15 protein-coding genes and 2 pseudogenes are annotated in these 19,128 nt (G+C 68.0%); 5 read left to right on the top strand and 12 right to left on the bottom strand.

Annotated features, from left to right (window positions below; all coding sequences use genetic code 11):
• The 9 genes and pseudogenes from TY51_RS05400 to dnaE all read right to left on the bottom strand — a co-directional run.
• Window positions 1-795: pseudogene (locus TY51_RS05400) on the bottom strand (protein TolA); the annotation flags it as partial.
• A 3-nt stretch (window positions 796-798) separates the two neighbouring features.
• A complete protein-coding gene (locus TY51_RS05395; protein WP_042246874.1) occupies window positions 799-1,248 on the bottom strand; it encodes an ExbD/TolR family protein in 450 nt (149 codons plus the stop codon).
• Between the two features lies 1 nt (window position 1,249).
• Window positions 1,250-1,942 carry a protein TolQ gene (gene tolQ / locus TY51_RS05390; protein WP_042246871.1) on the bottom strand — a complete coding sequence of 231 codons (693 nt, stop codon included), beginning with the start codon at window positions 1,940-1,942 and terminating at the stop codon, window positions 1,250-1,252.
• A 167-nt stretch (window positions 1,943-2,109) separates the two neighbouring features.
• Window positions 2,110-2,505 carry a tol-pal system-associated acyl-CoA thioesterase gene (gene ybgC / locus TY51_RS05385; RefSeq protein WP_042246868.1) on the bottom strand — a complete coding sequence of 132 codons (396 nt, stop codon included), beginning with the start codon at window positions 2,503-2,505 and terminating at the stop codon, window positions 2,110-2,112.
• A 36-nt stretch (window positions 2,506-2,541) separates the two neighbouring features.
• Window positions 2,542-3,572: pseudogene (gene ruvB, locus TY51_RS05380) on the bottom strand (Holliday junction branch migration DNA helicase RuvB).
• A complete protein-coding gene (gene htpX, locus TY51_RS05375) occupies window positions 3,569-4,489 on the bottom strand; it encodes a zinc metalloprotease HtpX (protein ID WP_042246865.1) in 921 nt (306 codons plus the stop codon). Before htpX ends, ruvB begins: the two are co-directional and overlap by 4 nt.
• 15 nt (window positions 4,490-4,504) lie before the next feature.
• Window positions 4,505-5,233, bottom strand: coding sequence for a Holliday junction branch migration protein RuvA (ruvA, locus tag TY51_RS05370; RefSeq protein WP_042246862.1), 729 nt, complete (start codon window positions 5,231-5,233; stop codon window positions 4,505-4,507).
• Window positions 5,230-5,739, bottom strand: coding sequence for a crossover junction endodeoxyribonuclease RuvC (gene ruvC, locus TY51_RS05365; protein WP_042246861.1), 510 nt, complete (start codon window positions 5,737-5,739; stop codon window positions 5,230-5,232). Before ruvC ends, ruvA begins: the two co-directional genes overlap by 4 nt.
• A gap of 99 nt (window positions 5,740-5,838) precedes the next feature.
• Window positions 5,839-9,309, bottom strand: coding sequence for a DNA polymerase III subunit alpha (dnaE, locus tag TY51_RS05360; protein WP_042246860.1), 3,471 nt, complete (start codon window positions 9,307-9,309; stop codon window positions 5,839-5,841).
• Window positions 9,310-9,413: 104 nt separating this feature from the next.
• Between dnaE and TY51_RS05355 the strand changes: the two genes are divergently transcribed.
• From TY51_RS05355 to TY51_RS20105, 5 genes are all read left to right on the top strand, one after another.
• The gene (locus TY51_RS05355) at window positions 9,414-10,925 is read left to right on the top strand and encodes an ABC transporter ATP-binding protein (protein WP_197054651.1); all 1,512 of its coding nucleotides are present in this window, start codon (window positions 9,414-9,416) and stop codon (window positions 10,923-10,925) included.
• Window positions 10,922-11,998 (top strand): ABC transporter permease, encoded by a 1,077-nt coding sequence (locus tag TY51_RS05350; protein ID WP_042246858.1) that lies wholly within the window; start codon window positions 10,922-10,924, stop codon window positions 11,996-11,998. Before TY51_RS05355 ends, TY51_RS05350 begins: the two co-directional genes overlap by 4 nt.
• On the top strand, window positions 11,995-12,882 hold the full coding sequence (locus TY51_RS05345; RefSeq protein ID WP_042246856.1) for an ABC transporter permease: 888 nt from the start codon (window positions 11,995-11,997) through the stop codon (window positions 12,880-12,882). Before TY51_RS05350 ends, TY51_RS05345 begins: the two co-directional genes overlap by 4 nt.
• A 33-nt stretch (window positions 12,883-12,915) precedes the next feature.
• A complete protein-coding gene (locus TY51_RS05340) occupies window positions 12,916-13,992 on the top strand; it encodes a BMP family ABC transporter substrate-binding protein (RefSeq protein ID WP_042246853.1) in 1,077 nt (358 codons plus the stop codon).
• A gap of 146 nt (window positions 13,993-14,138) precedes the next feature.
• The gene (locus TY51_RS20105) at window positions 14,139-15,245 is read left to right on the top strand and encodes a VWA domain-containing protein (RefSeq protein ID WP_052649824.1); all 1,107 of its coding nucleotides are present in this window, start codon (window positions 14,139-14,141) and stop codon (window positions 15,243-15,245) included.
• Here the strand turns inward: TY51_RS20105 and purU are convergent.
• The 3 genes from purU to TY51_RS05320 form a co-directional block, all read right to left on the bottom strand.
• On the bottom strand, window positions 15,242-16,126 hold the full coding sequence (purU, locus tag TY51_RS05330; protein WP_042246850.1) for a formyltetrahydrofolate deformylase: 885 nt from the start codon (window positions 16,124-16,126) through the stop codon (window positions 15,242-15,244). The genes TY51_RS20105 and purU overlap by 4 nt on opposite strands.
• Before the next feature lie 102 nt (window positions 16,127-16,228).
• Complete coding sequence (locus TY51_RS05325; protein WP_042246880.1) at window positions 16,229-17,395, bottom strand: M20 aminoacylase family protein; 1,167 nt, start codon at window positions 17,393-17,395, stop codon at window positions 16,229-16,231.
• Window positions 17,396-17,485: 90 nt separating this feature from the next.
• Window positions 17,486-19,128: ABC transporter ATP-binding protein (locus TY51_RS05320; protein WP_042246847.1), on the bottom strand; the 1,643-nt coding region annotated here is incomplete at its 5' end.

The following is a 19,128-nucleotide window of genomic DNA, read 5'->3' as shown; positions in this document are numbered from 1 at the left end:
GTCGCGTTCGGCGGCCTCGGCTGCGGCCTGACGTTCCGCTTCCGCGGCGGCAGTCGCTGCGGCCTGGCGTTCGGCCTCGGCGGCGGCTTCGGCGGCAGCGTCGGCAGTGGCTTGGCCGCGCGGCGGGCGGTCAGCCGCGTCAGCGGCAGCCTGTCGGGCGGCCTCGGCGGCCGCCGCTTCGGCCACGCGGCGGTTGAAGGCGGCGACCAGATCGGCCGGACGGTCCTGCGGCCGGCGCGACGCGTCCAGCGCCAGCACCGATCGCGGCGCGACCGGAACGGCGGCCGCGTCGGGCACCGGCAGCGTGGGCTGGTCGGGCTGCGCCTCGGCCACGGGAGCCGGGGGCGTGTCGGGGATCTGGGGGGCGGTCTCGGCGATGTCGGTCTGGTTCGCGGGCGGCACGGGCAGATCGGTCGCCACATCCACCGGCGCGGCAGGGGCGAAATCGCTGAGGTCGGGCACCGTCTCGGCGGTGTCGGGCTGTTCCAGCGCCGCGGCCTGCCCCGATTGCGGGGGGATCGCGTCGACGGGGCGCGCGGCGCCATCCTCGGCCGGATCGACCGGGTCGGGCAGCGTGGCCACCGCTGTCGCATCGGCGCCGACCGGCCCCGCCCCGCGGGCGGCCGCGGCCATCGCCTCGAACTCGGCGCCGCTGATGGTCGAGACCTGGGTCGTGCGGACCATCGGACTGGGCTGCGGACGGAACAGCGCCCCGCCCAGGATCGCCCACAGGATCAGAGAGCCGTGCGCGACCCCCGAGACCCAGTAACCGATGCGCCCTTCGCGTTCGTCCATGGTTCAGCCGTCCATCCGCGGTCCGCCGGTCTCGGTGACCAGCACGATGTCGGTGATGCCCGCCGCGTTCAGCGCGCCCATGATCTGGACCACGCGGGCATAGGGAATGGTGCCGTCGGCGCGCAGGAAGACCCGGCCCGACTGGCGTTCGGCCAGGATCGCGCGCAGCGCGGTCACGACCTGGTCGTCGGCCACCGGCTGGTCCATGACCGTCAGCGACCCCTCGACCGGGATCGAGACCATCAGCGGCTCCTCATCCTCGGTCGGCACCGCGTTGGCAGCGGTTTCGGGCAGGTTCAGCGGCACGCCGGCCGTCATCAGCGGCGCCGCGACCATGAAGATGATCAGCAGCACCAGCATCACGTCCACGAAGGGCGTGACGTTGATCTCGGACATCGGCATGTTGCGCCGACGGCCCTTGCTGCGCACGCGCTTGACGACCCCGGATGCCATGTCAGGCCTCGTCCATCTGGCGCGACAGCAGGGTCGAGAACTCGTCCGAGAACGCCTCCCACCCGCCGGTGATGCGTTCCGCGTCGCCCGACAGCTTGTTGTAGAACACGACCGCCGGGATGGCCGCGACCAGGCCCAGGGCTGTGGCCAGCAGCGCCTCGGCGATGCCGGGCGCCACGACGGCCAGGCTGGTGTCCTGGGTCAGGGCGATGCCCTCGAACGCTGACTTGATGCCCCAGACGGTGCCGAACAGGCCGATGAACGGCGCGGTCGAGCCCACGGTTGCCAGGAACGACAGGCCGCGGAACAGGCGCTGCTCCTCGCGCTGGATGGCCACGTTCATGGCCCGGTCGATGCGCCCGATGCCGCCCGCGATCAGCCGCCCGTCATCGCGGTGGCTGCGGCGCCATTCGGTCATGCCGGCCGAAAAGATCCGCTCGGACGGGCCCTTGGGGCGGTCGCCAAGCCGGTCGTACAGATCGTCCAGCGGCTCGCCCGACCAGAACGCGCGGTCGAACTTGGCGGCCTCCTTGCGGGCCTGCGCAAAGGTCAGGAACTTCTGCACGATGATCGCCCAGGACCAGAACGAGGCCACGATCAGCATGACCATCACCACCTGCACCGTCAGCGAGGATCGCCAGAACAATGCCACGGCCGAAAAGTCGATGGCCTCGGCGGCCTGAATGGGTTCCATGGTCTACTGCCTCATCATCAGGGGCCGCGACTGCCCCGTGGCAGCCCGGCGTTGCGGCCTGTTACCCTGTAATTGCCACGGGTTTCAGCCCCCGCGGCAACACAATGGCGTCAATTTTCATCAAGGTGCGTCCGTCTTGCCGCATCGGCGCGGCGGCCGCACCGGGTTCAGCCGTCCGGCAGCGCCCGCGACAGCGCAGCGGGCAGGCGCACGGGGCGTCCCCGGCCGTCCAGGCAGACGATCGTCACCCGCGCGGAAAACAGCACTTGATCGCCGCGCAGGACCTGCTGATCGACCACGATCCGCGCCGCCGTCGCATGCGACAGGTCGGTGACCACGGTCAGCAGGTCGTCGAACCGCGCCGGGCGCAGATAGTCGGCCTCGATATGGCGGACGGCAAAGACGTGGCCCGACGTCTCCTTCATGCGCATCTGGTCGATGCCGGTGGCGCGCATCCATTCCGAGCGCCCCCGTTCGATGTATTTCAAATAGTTCGCATAATAGACGATCCCGGCCAGATCGGTGTCTTCGTAATAGACGCGCAGTGTCAGGTGATGGCTCATGCCCGCCAAAATACCCGCGTTCGGGCCCGGCTGCAATCAGACGTCGAACAGCGTCGCCTGACCGGCGGGCACCGGCATGTCCAGCCCCAGATGCCGCCACGCCCCCTGCGTCAACATTCGCCCGCGCGGGGTGCGCGCGACCAGCCCCTGCTGCAGCAGATAGGGCTCGATCACTTCCTCGATGGCGTCACGACTCTCGGACAGGGCGGCGGACAGCGTCTCGACCCCCACCGGACCGCCCGCGTAGTGCTGCGCCATCTGCATCAGGTACCGGCGGTCGGCCCCGTCCAGGCCCAGATCGTCCACCCCAAGCCGGTTGAGAGCGATGTCGGCGATCTCGCGGGTCAGGCGACCGTTCCCCTCGACCAGTGCGAAATCCACGACGCGGCGCAGCAGGCGTCCGGCGATGCGTGGCGTGCCACGGGCGCGGCGGGCGATCTCCATCGTGCCCTCCGGGTCGGCGCTGATCCCCATCAGCCGCGCGCCGCGCTGCACGATCAGGTCCAGTTCGGCGATCTCATAGAACTGCAACCGCGTCGGAATGCCGAACCGGTCGCGCAATGGCGTGGTCAGCAGACCAAGGCGCGTGGTCGCACCGACCAGCGTGAACGGCTGCAACTCGATCCGCACGGTGCGCGCGGCGGGGCCCTCGCCGATCACCAGGTCCAGCTCGAAATCCTCCATCGCGGGATACAGGATCTCCTCGACTGCGGGGTTCATGCGGTGGATCTCGTCGATGAACAGGACGTCGCGGGCCTCGAGGTTGGTCAGGATCGCGGCCAGGTCCCCTGCCCGCGCGATCACCGGACCCGAGGTCATGCGGAAATTCACCCCCAGCTCGCGCGACATGATCTGCGCCAGTGTCGTCTTGCCAAGCCCGGCGGGCCGAAGAACAGCGTGTGGTCCATCGCCTTGCCGCGCATCTTGGCGCTTTCGATGAACACCTTCAGGTTGGCGCGCGCCTCGGCCTGGCCTACGAATTCCGACAGATTCTGCGGGCGCAGGGCGCGATCCTCGACATCGCTGTCCAGCTTTTCGGGGCGCAGGTCAGGGTCGGGTCCGTTCATCCGCGGCCCCAAGGCGTGCGCGGCTTGGCACCCGTGCGGGGAATGCGGCTTGGCGCGGCGGCGGGGGCCGGGCTGCGCGGGGCGGCACCGTTCATCGCCATCAGGCGGGCAATCCGCTCCTCGGTCGGGGGATGGGTGGTAAACAGGCGGTCGGCGCGCATCGCGTGAAGCGGGTTGATGATGAACATCGCCGCCGCCGCAGGGTTCTTTTCGGCGGGCAGGTTCACGCTGCGTCCCGCCGCTTGCGCGATCCGGCTGAGCGCCGAGGCCAAGGCCTGCGGCTTGCCGCTGATCTGCGCGCCGGTCGCGTCGGCCTCGTATTCGCGCGCGCGAGAGATCGCCATCTGCACCATCATCGCGGCCATCGGCGCTAGGATCATCGCCAGGATGCCGCCCAACATGCCGCCGCGCCCCTCGCGGTTGCCCGCGAACAGCATCATGTTGCCCATCATCGCGATCGCACCGGCCATGGTCGCGGTGATGGTCATGGTCAGCGTGTCGCGGTGGTGGATATGGGCCAGCTCATGGGCGATCACACCCTCGATCTCGTCGGCGGACAGGTGGTTCAGCAGGCCCTGCGTCACCGCCACGGCGGAATTCTCGGGGTTGCGCCCGGTCGCAAAGGCGTTGGGCTGCTGGGTCGGCAGCAGGTACAGCTTGGGCATCGGCATCTGCGCGCGCTCGGCCAGCCGCGCGGTCATCGCGTACAGCTCGGCCCCCTGCTGGGGCGACAGTTCGATCGCGCCCTGCTGACGCAGGACCATCTTGTCGCTGTTCCAGTAGCTGAAGAAGTTCATGCCGCCCGCGATCACCAGCGCGATCAGCGCGCCGCCCGATCCGCCCAGCATCCAGCCCAGTGCCATGACAAGCGCGGTCAGCGCCGCCATCAGCATGAAGACCTTGACGTTTCCTGCCATGTTTAGACCTCCGGTTCAGTCCTTGGGCGCCAGCAGACGCAGCGCCGCACGGATCAACGCGGGCATGGCCGCTGCCGGTTCCCGCGCCTGCGCCTCGGCCACGGCGGATGCCGCCTCGGACGGACCATAGCCCAGATTGCTCAGCGCCGACAGCGCGTCCGCCATCGCCTGACCCTGACGCGCGGCGCTTTCGGCGGGGCCGGCATCGACGCGCCCTCGCGCCGATGCCGCCGGGGGGCCGGGCTCGATGCCCGGCCCCCCGGCACCACCGCCCACGGCCATGTCCTCCGCCGCGATCAGATCGCCTGCATCGATGGTCAGCGAACCGCCCAGTGCCATGACTGACGGCGCCTTGTCCTTCAGTTCCAGCACGATCCGCTGCGCCAGCTTGGGACCGACCCCGTTCGCCTTGCGCACGGACGCCCAATCCCCCAAGGCGATTGCCCGCCCCAACCCATCGGGCGCCAGCGTGCTGAGAATCGCCAGTGACACCTTGGCCCCCACCCCCTGAACGGATGTCAGCAGCCGGTGCCATTCCTTGTCCAGCATGGTCGGAAACCCGAACAGCTGCAAAAGATCCTCGCGCACCAGCAATTCCGTGTACAACGCCGCCGCCTGCCCCACAGGCGGCAACCCCGCCGCCGTCCGTTCGCTGACATGCACGATATACCCTACGCCGCGCACGTCGATCAGCACGTGATCACGCGCCCGGTGCAGGATGATCCCGGCGATCCGCCCGATCATGCCGCACCACGCTTGGGTGTGGCGACCCGCAACGTCCGCCCCTGCAGATGCCGCGCATGGCAGATCGCGATGGCCAGCGCATCCGCCGCGTCGGCACTGTCGAAGACCGCGCCCGGCAGCTGGATGCGGACCATGTGCTGGACCTGTTCCTTGGCCGCATGCCCCACGCCCACGACTGTCTTCTTGACCGCATTCGGTGCGTATTCCCCAACCGATATCCCCGCCTCGGCCGGCGCCAGCAGGGCCACGCCCCGCGCCTGTCCCAGCTTCAGCGTCCCGGTCGCGTCCTTGTTGACGAAGGTCTGCTCGACCGCGGCCTCGTCCGGGGCATGGGTCGCGATCACCGCGCACAGGCCGCGGAACAGGACGGACAGACGCGCGCCCAGATCCTGCGCGCCGTCCGAATGGATGGTGCCGTTGGCGATGTGGCGGATGCGCGATCCGTCCACCTCGATCACCCCCCAGCCCATGTTCCGCAAACCGGGATCGATGCCCAAGACCTTCATGCTGCCCTCTTTTTTCCGATTGCTAGCACGAAGCGCGAACATCTGGCTAGGGGCATGCCGGGACCGGGCATGGGTATTTGAGCAACGAAGAAGCTGTGGTCACTCCTCGATCACGTCCAGAACGCCCGGCACGGCGCGCAGGGCCTGGCGGGCGGGGGTAGTCAGCGGGGCATCGTTGGCGACCTCGATCTCGATGATCTCGTCGCCCTCGCGGATGCGCAGGCGGATCGGGCCGCGCGACCGGGGCGGCACGATGATGTCGGTGCGGATGCGGGTCAGCACCTCGACCAGACGTGGGATCGTGTCGGCGCCCTGCATCTCGACCGCAAGGCAGCCTGCGCCCGCGTCGGCCACGGCATCCTCCAGCGCGGTGACCGAATTGGCCAGCATCTTGACCTGATCGCCCGACGGTTCGACCTTGACCTGCAAGACCACGCTGGCGCCCGGTTCCAGCTTGTCCCGGCTGGCGGTCAGCAGGTCCGAGAACACCGTGACCTCATAGAGCCCCGTCGGGTCCGACAAGCTGACGAAGGCATAGGCCGTACCCTTTGCCGACTTGCGTTCCATCCGCGCGGCGACGGTGCCCGCGATCTGGGCGACCAGCGGGCCGTTCAGGGCGTCCTGGCTGATCTCGGCCAGGGTCATCACCTTCTTGCGGCGCAGAGCGGGCAGATAGTCGTCCAGCGGATGCCCGGACAGATAGAAGCCGACGGCCTTGTGCTCCTCTCCCAGCTTCTCGGTGGGCAGCCAGATGCCCGACAGGGGCGCGCGCGGCGGCGGCAGGTCCTCTCCACCGCCAAACAGCGATGTCTGGCTGGAGGCGGCCTGGCTTTGCACCGCCGCCGACCACGCCACCAGACCGTCCAGCGATTTCATCACCCGGGCGCGGTTGTCGTCCAGCCCGTCGAAGGCCCCGGCGCGGGCCAGCATCTCCAGCGGGCGCTTGCCCACGCGCTTCATGTCGGTGCGCCGCGCAAGGTCGTGGATGTCGCGGAACGGCTGGTCCGCCCGCGCATCGTAAATCAGGCGCATTGCCTCCAGCCCCACGCCCTTCAGCGCGCCCAGCGCATAGTGGATGCGCCCCGGTCCGACCGTGAAGGTGGGCGCCGAGCGGTTGACGCAGGGCGGCACGATCTCGATCCCCATCCGATCGCATTCGCGTTTGTAGACGGCCAGCTTGTCGGTCAGGTGGATGTCGCAGTTCATCACCGCGGCCATGAATTCGACCGGGTGGTTCGCCTTGAGCCACGCGGTCTGATAGCTGACGACCGCATAGGCCGCCGCATGCGACTTGTTGAAGCCGTAGTTCGCGAACTTCTCCAGCAGGTCGAAGACCTCTCCGGCCTTCTTGTCGGGCACGCCGTTGGCCACCGCGCCACGCACGAATTTGGGCCGTTCCTTGGCCATCTCGGCGGCGATCTTCTTGCCCATCGCGCGGCGCAGAAGGTCCGCGCCGCCAAGGCTGTATCCCGCCATGACCTGGGCGATCTGCATCACCTGTTCCTGATAGACGATGATGCCCTGCGTCTCGGCCAGGATGTCGTCGATGGTCGGGTGGATCGATTCCAGGTCGCGCAGCCCGTTCTTGACCTCGCAATAGGTCGGGATGTTCTCCATTGGGCCGGGACGGTACAGCGCCACAAGCGCCACGATATCCTCGATGCAGGTGGGCTTCATGCGGCGCAGCGCGTCCATCATGCCCGACGATTCCACCTGGAACACCGCGACGGTGCGGGCGCTGGCGAACAGGTCATAGCTGGGCTTGTCGTCCAGCGGGATCAGGTTGATCTGGTTTTCGGTGCCGGGCGTCGGTTCGTACAGCTGCCGCCCGTCGGCGGCGATGTGCAGCGGGCGGCCCTGCCCGTTGATCAGGTCAACCGCGTTCTGGATCACCGTCAGCGTCTTAAGGCCCAGGAAGTCGAACTTGACCAGACCTGCCTGTTCCACCCATTTCATGTTGAACTGCGTCGCGGGCATGTCGGACGCCGGATCGCGATAGAGCGGCACCAGCTGGTCCAGCGGCCTATCCCCGATCACCACCCCCGCCGCGTGGGTCGAGGCGTTGCGATAGAGGCCCTCCAGCTGTTCGGCGTAATCCAGCAGGCGGGCCACGACCTCCTCGCGCGCGGCCTCGCGCAGGCGCGGCTCATCCGCGCGGGCTTTGGCGATGCTGACGGGTTTCACGCCCTCGACCGGGATCATCTTGGACAGGCGGTCCACCTGGCCGAAGGGCAACTGCAGCACACGGCCCACGTCGCGCACCGCGGCCTTGGACAGCAGCGCGCCGAAGGTGATGATCTGGCCCACCTTGTCGGCCCCGTACTTGCCCTGCACGTAACGGATCACCTCCTCGCGGCGGTCCATGCAGAAGTCGATGTCGAAATCCGGCATGCTGACGCGTTCGGGGTTCAGGAACCGCTCGAACAGCAGGTTATAGCGCAGCGGATCAAGGTCGGTGATGGTCAGCGCATAGGCGACCAGCGACCCGGCCCCCGACCCGCGACCCGGACCGACCGGGATGCCTTGTTCCTTGGCCCAATGGATGAAATCAGCCACGATCAGGAAATAGCCGGGAAAGCCCATCTGTTCGATGATGCCCAGCTCGAAATCCAGGCGCGCGGTGTATTCCTCGACCGTGACCGCATGGGGAATGACCTTCAGGCGCTCGGCCAGACCGGCATGGGCCTGACGGCGCAGCTCCGTCACCTCGTCATCGGCGAATTTCGGCAGGATCGGCGCGTGCTTGGCCACCGCGAAGGCGCAGCGGCGGGCGATTTCCACCGTGTTCTCGATCGCCTCGGGCAGGTCGGCGAACAGGACGGCCATCTCCTCGGTCGATTTGAAGTAATGCTGCGGCGTCAGGCGGCGGCGGGGCTGGGACTGGTCGACATAGGCCTTTTCCGCGATGCAGATCAGCGCGTCATGCGCCTCGTACATCGTGGTCTTGGGGAAATAGACGTCGTTCGTCGCCACCAGCGGCAGGTCGCGCGCATAGGCCAGGTCGATCAGCCCGCCCTCGGATGCGGCCTCGGCGACCATCAGCTGGCCGTTCTCGCCGGGATGGCGCTGCAGTTCGACATAAAGGCGGTCGCCAAAGGACGCCACCAGCCGGTCGGCCAAGCCTTCGGCCTTGGGCATCTGGCCCTGTGCGATCAGCAGGCCCAAGGGGCCCATCGCGCCCCCGGTCAGGCAGATCAGCCCCTCGGCACGCGCGCACAGCTCATCGACGGTGACATGCGGCAGTGCGCCGCCCTCGCGCAGGTACAGGCAGGTGGACAGCGCCATCAGGTTCATCCACCCCACCTGGTTCTGCGCCAGCAGAACGACGGGTCCGGTGGCATCCGCCGCCAAGGTCACCTGACAGCCGACGATGGGCTGGATGCCCTTGTCGCGCGCCTTCACGCTGAATTCCAACGCGGCGAACATGTTGTTCGTGTCGGTCAGCGCGACTGCCGGCATGCCTGCATCAAAGGCAAGGCTTGGCAATTTGCCTACGGGAATGGCACCTTCCAGCAATGAATGCTCGGAATGTGTGCGAAGGTGGATGAATCGGGGGGATTTTGCGGCCATGATCGGGACAGTATCGCAGCCTGACCAAACAGCGCAATTGCGCGCCTGCCGAAATGCGGTCTAAGCAGGTCAAGGATTTGACCAAGGGGACAGAATTGACCGACATGCCCGTGTTCCGCGCCAAGGGTCTGGGCAAGTCCTATCCCGGCGTCCGCGCCAATGACGACGTGTCGTTCCACGTCATGCCGGGGGAAATCCACGCCCTGCTGGGCGAGAACGGCGCGGGAAAATCGACGCTGGTCAAGATGATCTATGGCCTGGTGCGCCCCGATGACGGGCAGATGTGGCTGGGCGACGGCGCGCATGCGCCATCCGATCCGCGCGTGGCACGGACCGCGGGCGTGGCGATGGTGTTCCAGCATTTCAGCCTGTTCGACGCGCTGACGGTCGCCGAGAACATCGCCCTGGGAATGGAGAACCCGCCGCCGCGCCGCGAACTGTCGGCGCGCATCACCAAGGTCAGCCATGATTTCGGCCTGCCGCTGAACCCCGCGCGGCGCATCGTCACCCTGTCCGCCGGCGAACGCCAGCGGGTCGAGATCATCCGCTGCCTGCTGCAGAATCCGCGCCTGCTGATCATGGACGAACCGACCAGCGTCCTGACCCCACAGGAGGCCGAGCTGCTGTTCGCCACGCTGCGCAAGCTGGCCGCAGCGGGCACCGCGATCCTGTACATCAGCCACAAGCTGGACGAGATCCGCAGCCATTGCGACCGCGCCACGATCCTGCGCCACGGCAAGGTCGTGGACAGCTGCGACCCCCGCGCCCATTCGGCCCGCGATCTGGCTGCGATGATGGTCGGCGGCCAGATGCGCCAGATCGACCGGTCCGGCCGCCAGCCGGGCGCCGTCCTGCTGGAAGTGCGCGCCCTGTCCCAACCGGCCCCGAATGCCGAAGGCACGGCGCTCAAGGACATCGCCCTGACCCTGCGCGCGGGCGAAATCCTGGGTATCGGCGGCGTCGCCGGCAACGGGCAGGAGGAGCTGCTGGCCGCCCTGTCGGGCGAGGTCCGCAGTACGCCGGGCACCGTCACGCTGGAGGGCGCGGACCTGTCCGCGACCGGCCCCGAACCGCGCCGCGTGGCGGGCCTGCTGAGTGCGCCCGAGGATCGGTTGGGCCACGCGGCCGTCCCCGATTTCAGTCTAACGGAAAACACCCTGCTGACCGCGGGCAGCCGCAAGTCGCTGGTCCGCGGCGGGCTGATCGACCACAAGGCCGCGCGCGACTATGCGCTGGCGGTGATCGAGGGGTTCGATGTCCGCACCCCTGGCCCCCACGTCGCGGCCCGCGCCCTGTCTGGCGGCAACCTGCAGAAATTCGTCATCGGCCGAGAGGTCATGCAGAACCCCCGCGTGCTGGTCGTGAACCAGCCCACCTGGGGCGTCGATGCAGGTGCGGCAGCCAGCGTGCGGCAATCGCTGCTTGATCTGGCCCGCCAGGGCGCGGGCGTCATCGTCATCTCTCAGGATCTGGATGAGCTTTTGGAACTGTCCGACCGTTTCTGCGCCCTGAACGAAGGCCGCCTGTCGCCCCCCGTCCCCACCGACGGGCTGACGCTGGACCGCATCGGCCTGATGCTGGGCGGCGCGCATGGCATGGAAGAGGCGCATCTATGATCACGCTGATCCCCCGCCAGAGCGCCTCGACCGGCTGGCAGATCGCGACGCCGGTGATGGCCGTGCTGGCCACCATGGTCACCGGCGGGCTGCTGTTCGCGCTGCTGGGGCATGACCCGGTCGCGGCGATCCGCACGATCTTCTGGGACCCGCTGTTCGGCCCCGCCGCCAGCTATTCCCGGCCGCAGCTGCTGATCAAGGCCGCACCCCTGATCCTGATCGCGTCCGGGCTGGCCATCGGCTTTCGCGCCGGCATCTGGAACATCGGGGCCGAGGGGCAGTACATCATCGGCGGCCTGACCGGCGCCGCCGTGGCGCTGGCGCTGTACCCGCTGGAGGCGTGGTGGCTGTTCCCGCTGATGGTCGCGGCCGGTCTGGCCGGGGGCTGGGCCTGGGGCATGATCCCCGCGATGCTCAGGAACTGGTTCGGGGCATCGGAAATTCTGGTCTCGCTGATGCTGGTCTATGTCGCCCAGCGGATCGCCGCGTGGATGGCCTTCGGCCCGATGCGCAACCCCGACGGCATGGGCTTTCCCGGATCGCGCAACCTGCAGCAATACCCCTCGGCCGCGAACCCCGAACTGATCGCCGGGACCGGCGCGCATTGGGGGGTCGTGGCCGCCGCCGCCGCCGTCCTTGCGACCTGGTTCCTGATGAGCCGCCATATCCGCGGGTTCCACATCCGCGCAGCCGGCACCGCGCCGCGCGCCGCGCGTTTCGCAGGCGTGCGTCCGCAGACGCTGGTCGCGTTCTGCCTGGGCCTGTCGGGCGCGCTGGCCGGCGCCGCGGGCCTGTTCGAGGTCGCGGGCCCCGCGGGCCAGGTCACCGACAAGCTGGGCGTCGGATACGGGTTCACCGCGATCATCGTTGCCTTCTTGGGCCGACTGCATCCGGTGGGCATCCTGCTGGCCGGGCTGCTGCTGGCGCTGACCTATATCGGCGGCGAGCTGGCGCAGCTGACCATGTCTCTGCCCGCCGCCACCGTGCAGGTGTTCCAGGGGATGCTGCTGTTCTTCCTGTTGGGGTTCGACGTCCTGACCCGCTATCAGATCCGCAGAAGGCGCACCGCATGATCGACCCCCTGTCCGTCTTCCTGCTGCTGATCTCGGCCTCGACCCCGATCCTGTTCGCCGCCCTGGGCGAGCTGGTCGTGGAACGCGCGGGCGTCCTGAACCTGGGGGTCGAGGGGATGATGATCACCGGCGCCCTGGCCGGGTTCGCCGCCGCCTATGCCAGCGGCAACCCCTTCCTGGGCTTTCTGGTCGCGGCCTTGGCGGGGGCCACCATATCGCTGCTGTTCGCGGCGCTGACGCAGGTGTTTCTGGCCAACCAGGTCGCATCCGGGTTGGCACTGACGCTGTTCGGGCTGGGCCTGGCCGCGATGTTCGGCAAGCCCTTCGAAGGGGTCAAGGCGCCGGCCATGCCCATCGGCCCCCTGCGCATCAACTGGATCGTCTGGCTGGGGCTGGTCATGGTGCCGGTCGTCTGGTGGTTCCTGAACCGCACCCGGCGCGGGCTGATCCTGCGCGGCGTGGGCGAAAACCACGAGGCTGCCCATGCCCTGGGCTATGACGTGCGCCTGACCCGGCTGGCGGCCATCGCCTTTGGCGGGGCCATGGCGGGGGTCGGCGGGGCGTTCATCTCGATCGCGACGGTCCTGCAATGGACCGAGGGGATGACCGCGGGCGCGGGCTGGATCGCGCTGGCCATCGTGGTCTTTTCCAACTGGACCGCGCCGGGCGTGCTGGCGGGGGCGTGGCTGTTCGGCGGGGTCACCGTGCTGCAGCTGCGCCTGCAAGCGGCGGGCGTCGCGGTGCCGGTCCAGCTGTTGTCGATGGCGCCCTATCTGGCGACGATCATCGTGCTGGTGGCCATCTCGGCCCGGCAGAAATATTCGCGGCGCGCGGGGGCGGCTGCCCCCGGCTCGCTTGGCACCAACTTCCACGCGCTGCGGTAGAACCGCGGCCGATCACTGCAGAGAGGGATCACTATGCTTCGCAGGACACTTCTGGCCACCGCATCGGCCGCACTGATGGCACTGGCCGCCCCGGCCATGGCCCAGGACGAGCCGCTGAAGATCGGCTTCATCTATGTGGGCCCGGTGGGCGACGGCGGCTGGACCTATCAGCACGACCAGGGCCGCCTGGCGATCGAGGCCGAATACGGCGACCGGGTGGAAACCACCTTCATCGAAAGCGTCCCCGAAGGCGCCGATGCCGAACGCGCCCTGACCCAGCTGGCCTTGGCGGGCAACGACATCATCTTCGCCACCAGCTTCGGCTTCATGGACCCGGTGATGAACGTCGCGGCCAAGTTCCCCGACATCAAGTTCGAACACGCCACCGGCTACAAGCGCGCCGAGAACGTCGCGACCTATGACGCGCGCTTCTACGAGGGCCGGGCGGTCATCGGCACCATCGCGGGCCGCATGACCGAGACGAACAAGATCGGCTATATCGGGTCCTTCCCGATCCCCGAGGTGATCCAGGGCATCAACTCCAGCTTCATCCACGCCCGCAAGGTCAACCCCGAGGTCGAGATGCGCGTCGTCTGGGCCTACAGCTGGTTCGATCCCGCGAAAGAGGCCGAGGCCGCATCGGCCCTGCTGGCCGAAGGCGTGGACGTGATCCTGCAGCACACCGATTCGACCGCGCCCCTGGCGCAGGCCCAGCAGGCCGGTGCCATCGGGTTCGGCCAGGCAAGCGACATGGCAGCCTTCGCCCCCAGCCCGCGCGTGGCGTCGATCATCGACGACTGGTCGCCCTACTATATCAAGCGCGTCGGCGCGATGCTGGACGGCACCTGGGAAAGCGGCGCCAGCTGGGCCGGCATCGGTGACGGAGAGGTCGTGATCGGCGAGATCACCGAGGCCGTCCCCGCCGAGGTCAAGGCCGAGGCAGAGGCCCTGCGCGACGCCATCGGCGCGGGCGAATACCACCCCTTCACCGGCCCGCTGAACAAGGCCGACGGCACCGCCTGGCTGGCCGAGGGAGAGACCGCCAAGGACGAGGACCTGCAATCGATGAACTTCTATGTCGAGGGCATCACCGCCCAGATCCCGCAGTAAGCGGCCCCACCTGAACCCATACGCCCCGGCCCCGAAAGGCCGGGGCGTTCGTCGTATTGGCGGCATCCCGCGCAACCCGATGCGCGATGGTGGCTTTGGGGCACGACCGCGCCGATACTGGCCCGACCCGCCACCGGAGGCCCCCCATGCGCCCGCTTGCCCTGATCGCCCTGATTCTGACCGTAGCCCCTGCCGTGGCGCAGGACACCGACGCCCTGCTGGCGCGGTTCCTGGAGGACCGGGGCGAGGATATCGAGGCCTGCTTTGTCGACATGCCGCGGATGCACACCAATCAGCGCGATGCCGAATTCCGCGGCGCCACGGACACCCCTGTGCCCCTGCGGCGACTGGTGGTAGCGTTCGACGCATCGGGGTCGATGGCGGGCGCGCTTGGCGGCGACACCAAGATGGCGGCGGCCAAGCAGGCCGTCGACGCCCTGCTGGACGATCTGCCCGACGACGTGACCGCCAGCCTGGTGGCCTTTGGCCATCAGGGCACGAATGACGATGCCGGTCGCGCCGACAGCTGCGCGGGGGTCGAGACGCTGGTGCCCGACACCGGCGACACCGCCGCCCTGAGGACCGCCGCAGGGGCGCTGGAACCGGCGGGCTGGACACCCCTGGCCGATGCGCTGGCGGCGGCGGGGGCGCAGCTGGCCCCGTCGGACACGGTGGGCGAACAGGTCGTCTATGTCGTCTCGGACGGAGAGGAGACCTGCGGCGGCGACCCGGTGGAACAGGCCCTCGCCCTGCATGACGGCGACATCCGCGCCGTCGTCAACATCCTGGGCCTGGACCTGCCCGCCGACGAACGCGCCCAGCTGGAGGCCGTGGCCCAAGCCGGGGGCGGCCTGTTCACCTCCATCACCACCCAAAGCGAACTGGCCCGCGAGATCGAAGAAAGGCGCCGCCGGAACGCCAACAGCATCGAGCTGCTGAAAACCAACAACCAGGCGTCGATCACCCAGCGGCGCAACTCGAACGCCACCGGGGGGGCGCTGCTGAGGCTGGGGAACTGCATCGGCATGCGGTCGCTGCGCGAGGGCAATCGGGTGCGCGCCTGGTCGCGCGATAACGACCTGACCCCTGACCAGCAGACCGCCCTGCGCACGTCGCTGAAGGCGGGGCACGATGCCTATGACGCCCGCGCAGCGGAGATCCGCAGCGCGGTCGAAGCCGCGCGCGACGACGCCAACCAGGCCGTCCAGGATCAACGCGACACCGACGCCGCCGAGTTCGAGGCGGTGCGTTAACCCATCCGCTCGCTGGCATAGCTGCCGGGCGACGGCGGGAAGACCACCGTCTTGGCCGCGTTCAGGAAGACGCGCCCGTGGATATGGGCGTGCACCGCGCGGGCCAGCACCTGCGCCTCGACATCGCGGCCCAAGGACACGTAGTCGCCAGGGCTTTGGGCATGGGTCACGCGGACCGTGTCCTGTTCGATGATCGGGCCTTCGTCCAGGTCGGCGGTGACGTAATGGCTGGTCGCGCCGATCAGCTTCACACCCCGTTCATACGCCTGCTTGTAGGGGTTCGCGCCCTTGAAGCTGGGCAGGAAGGAATGGTGGATGTTGATGATCCGCCCCGACATCTGCTGGCACATCCGGTCCGACAGCACCTGCATATACCGCGCCAGCACGACCAGCTCGGCCCCGGTCTGGTCGATGATGTCCATCTGCCGGGCTTCTGCCTCGGCCTTGTTGTCGGGGGTTACGCGGATCATGTGGAAGGGGATGTCGTGGTTCACGACGACCTTCTGATATTCGTGGTGGTTCGACACGACGCCCACGATCTCGATGGGCAAGGCACCGATGCGCCAGCGGTACAGCAGGTCGTTCAGGCAATGCCCGAACCGGCTGACCATGATCAGGACCTTCTTTTTCACCGCATCGTCGCTGATCTCGACCTCCATCCCGAACCGGGTGGCGATGGGCGCGAACATGGCGCGCAGGCTGTCCAGGGTCGCTGCCCCTTCCGACCGGAAACTGACCCGCATGAAGAACCGCCCCGTCTCGACATCGTCGAACTGGGCGCTGTCGGTGATGTTGCAATCCGCATCCGCCAGCGCGCCGGAAATCGCCGCGACGATGCCGCGGGTCGAGGCGCAGGTCACGCGCAGGGTAAAGGTCTTCATATGGGGTCCCCGTTTTGCCGATGGCGCGTACGCCACCGGCATTTCAACGCTTTGCCCGCAAAGGGCAATCACGTTTGCGACGGCGCGGGGCCGCCCGCGACATCAGGCAGCCGGCAGCCGCGCCTCGACCATGCCGGCATACCAGCTGGAGCCCGCCGGGATCGCCTCGTCGTTGAAGTTGTAGGCAGGGTGATGGACCATCGCCGTGTCGCCGTTGCCGACCCAGATATAGGCGCCGGGACGTTCGTTCAGCATATAGCTGAAATCCTCGCCGCCCATCATCGGCTGCATGTCCATGTCGATGTCGCCCGCGATGCCGCGCGCCACGTCGGCGGCCCAGTCGGTCGCCTGCGGGTCGTTCATCGTGACCGGATAGCCGCGCTGATAATCGACATCGGCCACGGCACCCATCGCGGCGGCGATGTTGGTGGCGACGCGCTTGATGCCCTCCTCCAGCTGGTCGCGGACCTCCGGGGCCAGGCTGCGGGCGGTGCCCTTCAGCTTGACCACCTGCGGGATCACGTTATGCGCTGTCGAATCCGTGCTGACCACGCAGACAGAGATCACCGCGTTCTTCAGCGGGTCGATGTTGCGCGCCACGACCGATTGCAGCGCCACGACGATCTGCGCGGCGGTCAGGGTGGTGTCGATGCATTCATGCGGCTTTGCGGCATGGCCGCCCTTGCCGGTCACGGTGATGTCGAACTGATCGGCCGCCGCCATCATGGCGCCGGGCCGGATCGAGAACTGGCCCACCGGCATGCCCGGCATGTTGTGCATGCCGTAGAACTCGTCGATCTTCCAGCGGTCGACCAGACCGTCCAGGACCATCGCCTCGCCCCCGGCGCCACCCTCCTCGGCGGGCTGGAAGATCACGATGGCGGTGCCGTCGAAATTGCGCGTCTCGGCCAGGTACTTGGCCGCGCCCAGCAGCATGGCGGTATGGCCGTCATGACCGCAGGCATGCATCTTGCCCGGCGTTTTCGACGCATACTCCACGCCCGTCTGTTCGATGATCGGCAGGGCGTCCATGTCGGCGCGCAGGCCCACGACGCGTCCCTTGCTGTCCGTGCGGCCCTTGATCACGCCCACGACACCGGTGCGGCCCACGCCCGTCGTGACCTCGTCACAGCCGAACTCGCGCAGCAGGTCCGCCACGCGGCCCGCGGTGCGGTGGACATCGTACAGCAGTTCGGGATGTTCGTGGAAATCGCGGCGCCAGGCGGTGATCTCGGGCAGCAGTTCGGCAAAGCGGTTCTTGACGGGCATGGTTGTCTCCTTCGGGCGCAGGGTGGCGATTTCCTGCACGATCTGCAAGAGGGGCCGGGGCCGCACCCCGCCCCCCTGCCCGCAAAACGATCAGCCGTGGGTGATGGGGTCGACCAGCACCCGGTGCCCCGGCGCGACCTCTCGGTACACGGACGGCTTGGCCACGTAGTCGACCGGATGCATCGGCGACGGGATCGGCTTGAAGCTCAGATCCTCGCTGATCTTCTTCTGCCGCGGGTCGGCCACGGGCACGGCGGACATCAGCTGGCGGGTATAGCTGTGCTGGGGGTTCTCGAACACCTGCTGGCGGGTGCCCAGCTCGACGATGCGGCCCAGATACATCACGCCGACATGATGGCTGACGCGTTCCACGACCGCCATGTCATGGCTGATGAACAACATCGAAATGCCCAGATCCTGCTGCAGCTCCATCAGCAGGTTCAGCACCTGCGCCTGCACCGACACGTCCAGCGCGGACACGGCCTCGTCGGCGATGATCAGCTTCGGGTTCAGGGCCAACGCGCGGGCGATGGCGATGCGCTGACGCTGGCCGCCCGACATCTCGTGCGGGTACCGGCGCATGAAGCTGCGCGGCAATTCCACCCGGTCGAACAGCGCCGCGATGCGGTCCTGGCGCTCGGATTTCGTGCCGATGCCGTAATTCTCCATCGGCTCGGCCACCTGGTCGTACAGCTTCATGTGCGGGTCCAGGCTGGCGAACGGGTCCTGAAAGATCATCTGCATGTCGCGGCGCGACTTGCGCAGCGCGCCTTGGGACAGGCCGATGATGTCGGTCCCGCCCAGATCGACCGTCCCCGATTCGGGTTCGACCAGCCGCAGGATCGACCGCCCGCAGGTGGACTTGCCGCAGCCGGATTCGCCGACCAGCGACAGCGTCTCGCCGGAATTGATGGTAAAGCTGACATCCTCGACCGCGTGCACGCGCGCGACGGTGCGGCGCAGCAGCCCGCCCTTGACCTTGAAGCGCGTGGTCAGGTTCTTGACCGTCAGCAGCGGCGTGGGGTTCTTGACGATGATGGGTTCGGGCGCACCGGTCGTCCCGTCGCTCATCAGGCGCAGGCGTTCGGGGGCGGCCTTGCCGGTCATCTCGCCCAGGCGCGGCACGGCGGCCAGCAGCATCTTGGTGTAATCCATCTGCGGATTCTCAAAGATCTGCTCGACCGGGCCCTCCTCGACCTTGTCGCCGCGATACATGACCACGACGCGGTCTGCCATCTGGGCGACCACGGCCATGTCATGGGTGATGAAAAGAACGGCAATCTGCTTTTCCCGCTTCAACCGGTCGATCAGCGCCAGGATCTCGGCCTGGATCGTCACGTCCAGCGCGGTCGTGGGCTCGTCGCAGATCAGCAGGCGCGGTTCGCAAGCCATGGCAATGGCGATCACGACGCGCTGGCGCATGCCGCCCGACAGTTCATGCGGGTACTGGTCCAGGCGGCGTTCCGGTTCAGGAATGCGGACCTGGCGCAGGATCTCCAATGCCCGGGCGCGGGCCTGCGCCTTCTTCAGGCCACGATGGGTGATCAACCCCTCGACCAGCTGGTCGCCGACGGTAAAGACCGGGTTCAGCGCGGTCATCGGCTCCTGGAAGATCATGCCGATCTGGTTGCCGCGGATGTCGCGCATCGCGGCGCTGCCCTGCTTGGCCAGGTCGACGACCTTGCCGTCGTCCTTTTCGAACATCAGCTGGCCGCCCGCGATGGTGCCGCCGC

The organism is Paracoccus sp. PAMC 22219, assembly GCF_000787695.1.
Classification (GTDB): domain Bacteria; phylum Pseudomonadota; class Alphaproteobacteria; order Rhodobacterales; family Rhodobacteraceae; genus Paracoccus.
This window is presented reverse-complemented; position numbering and strand designations above follow the sequence as displayed.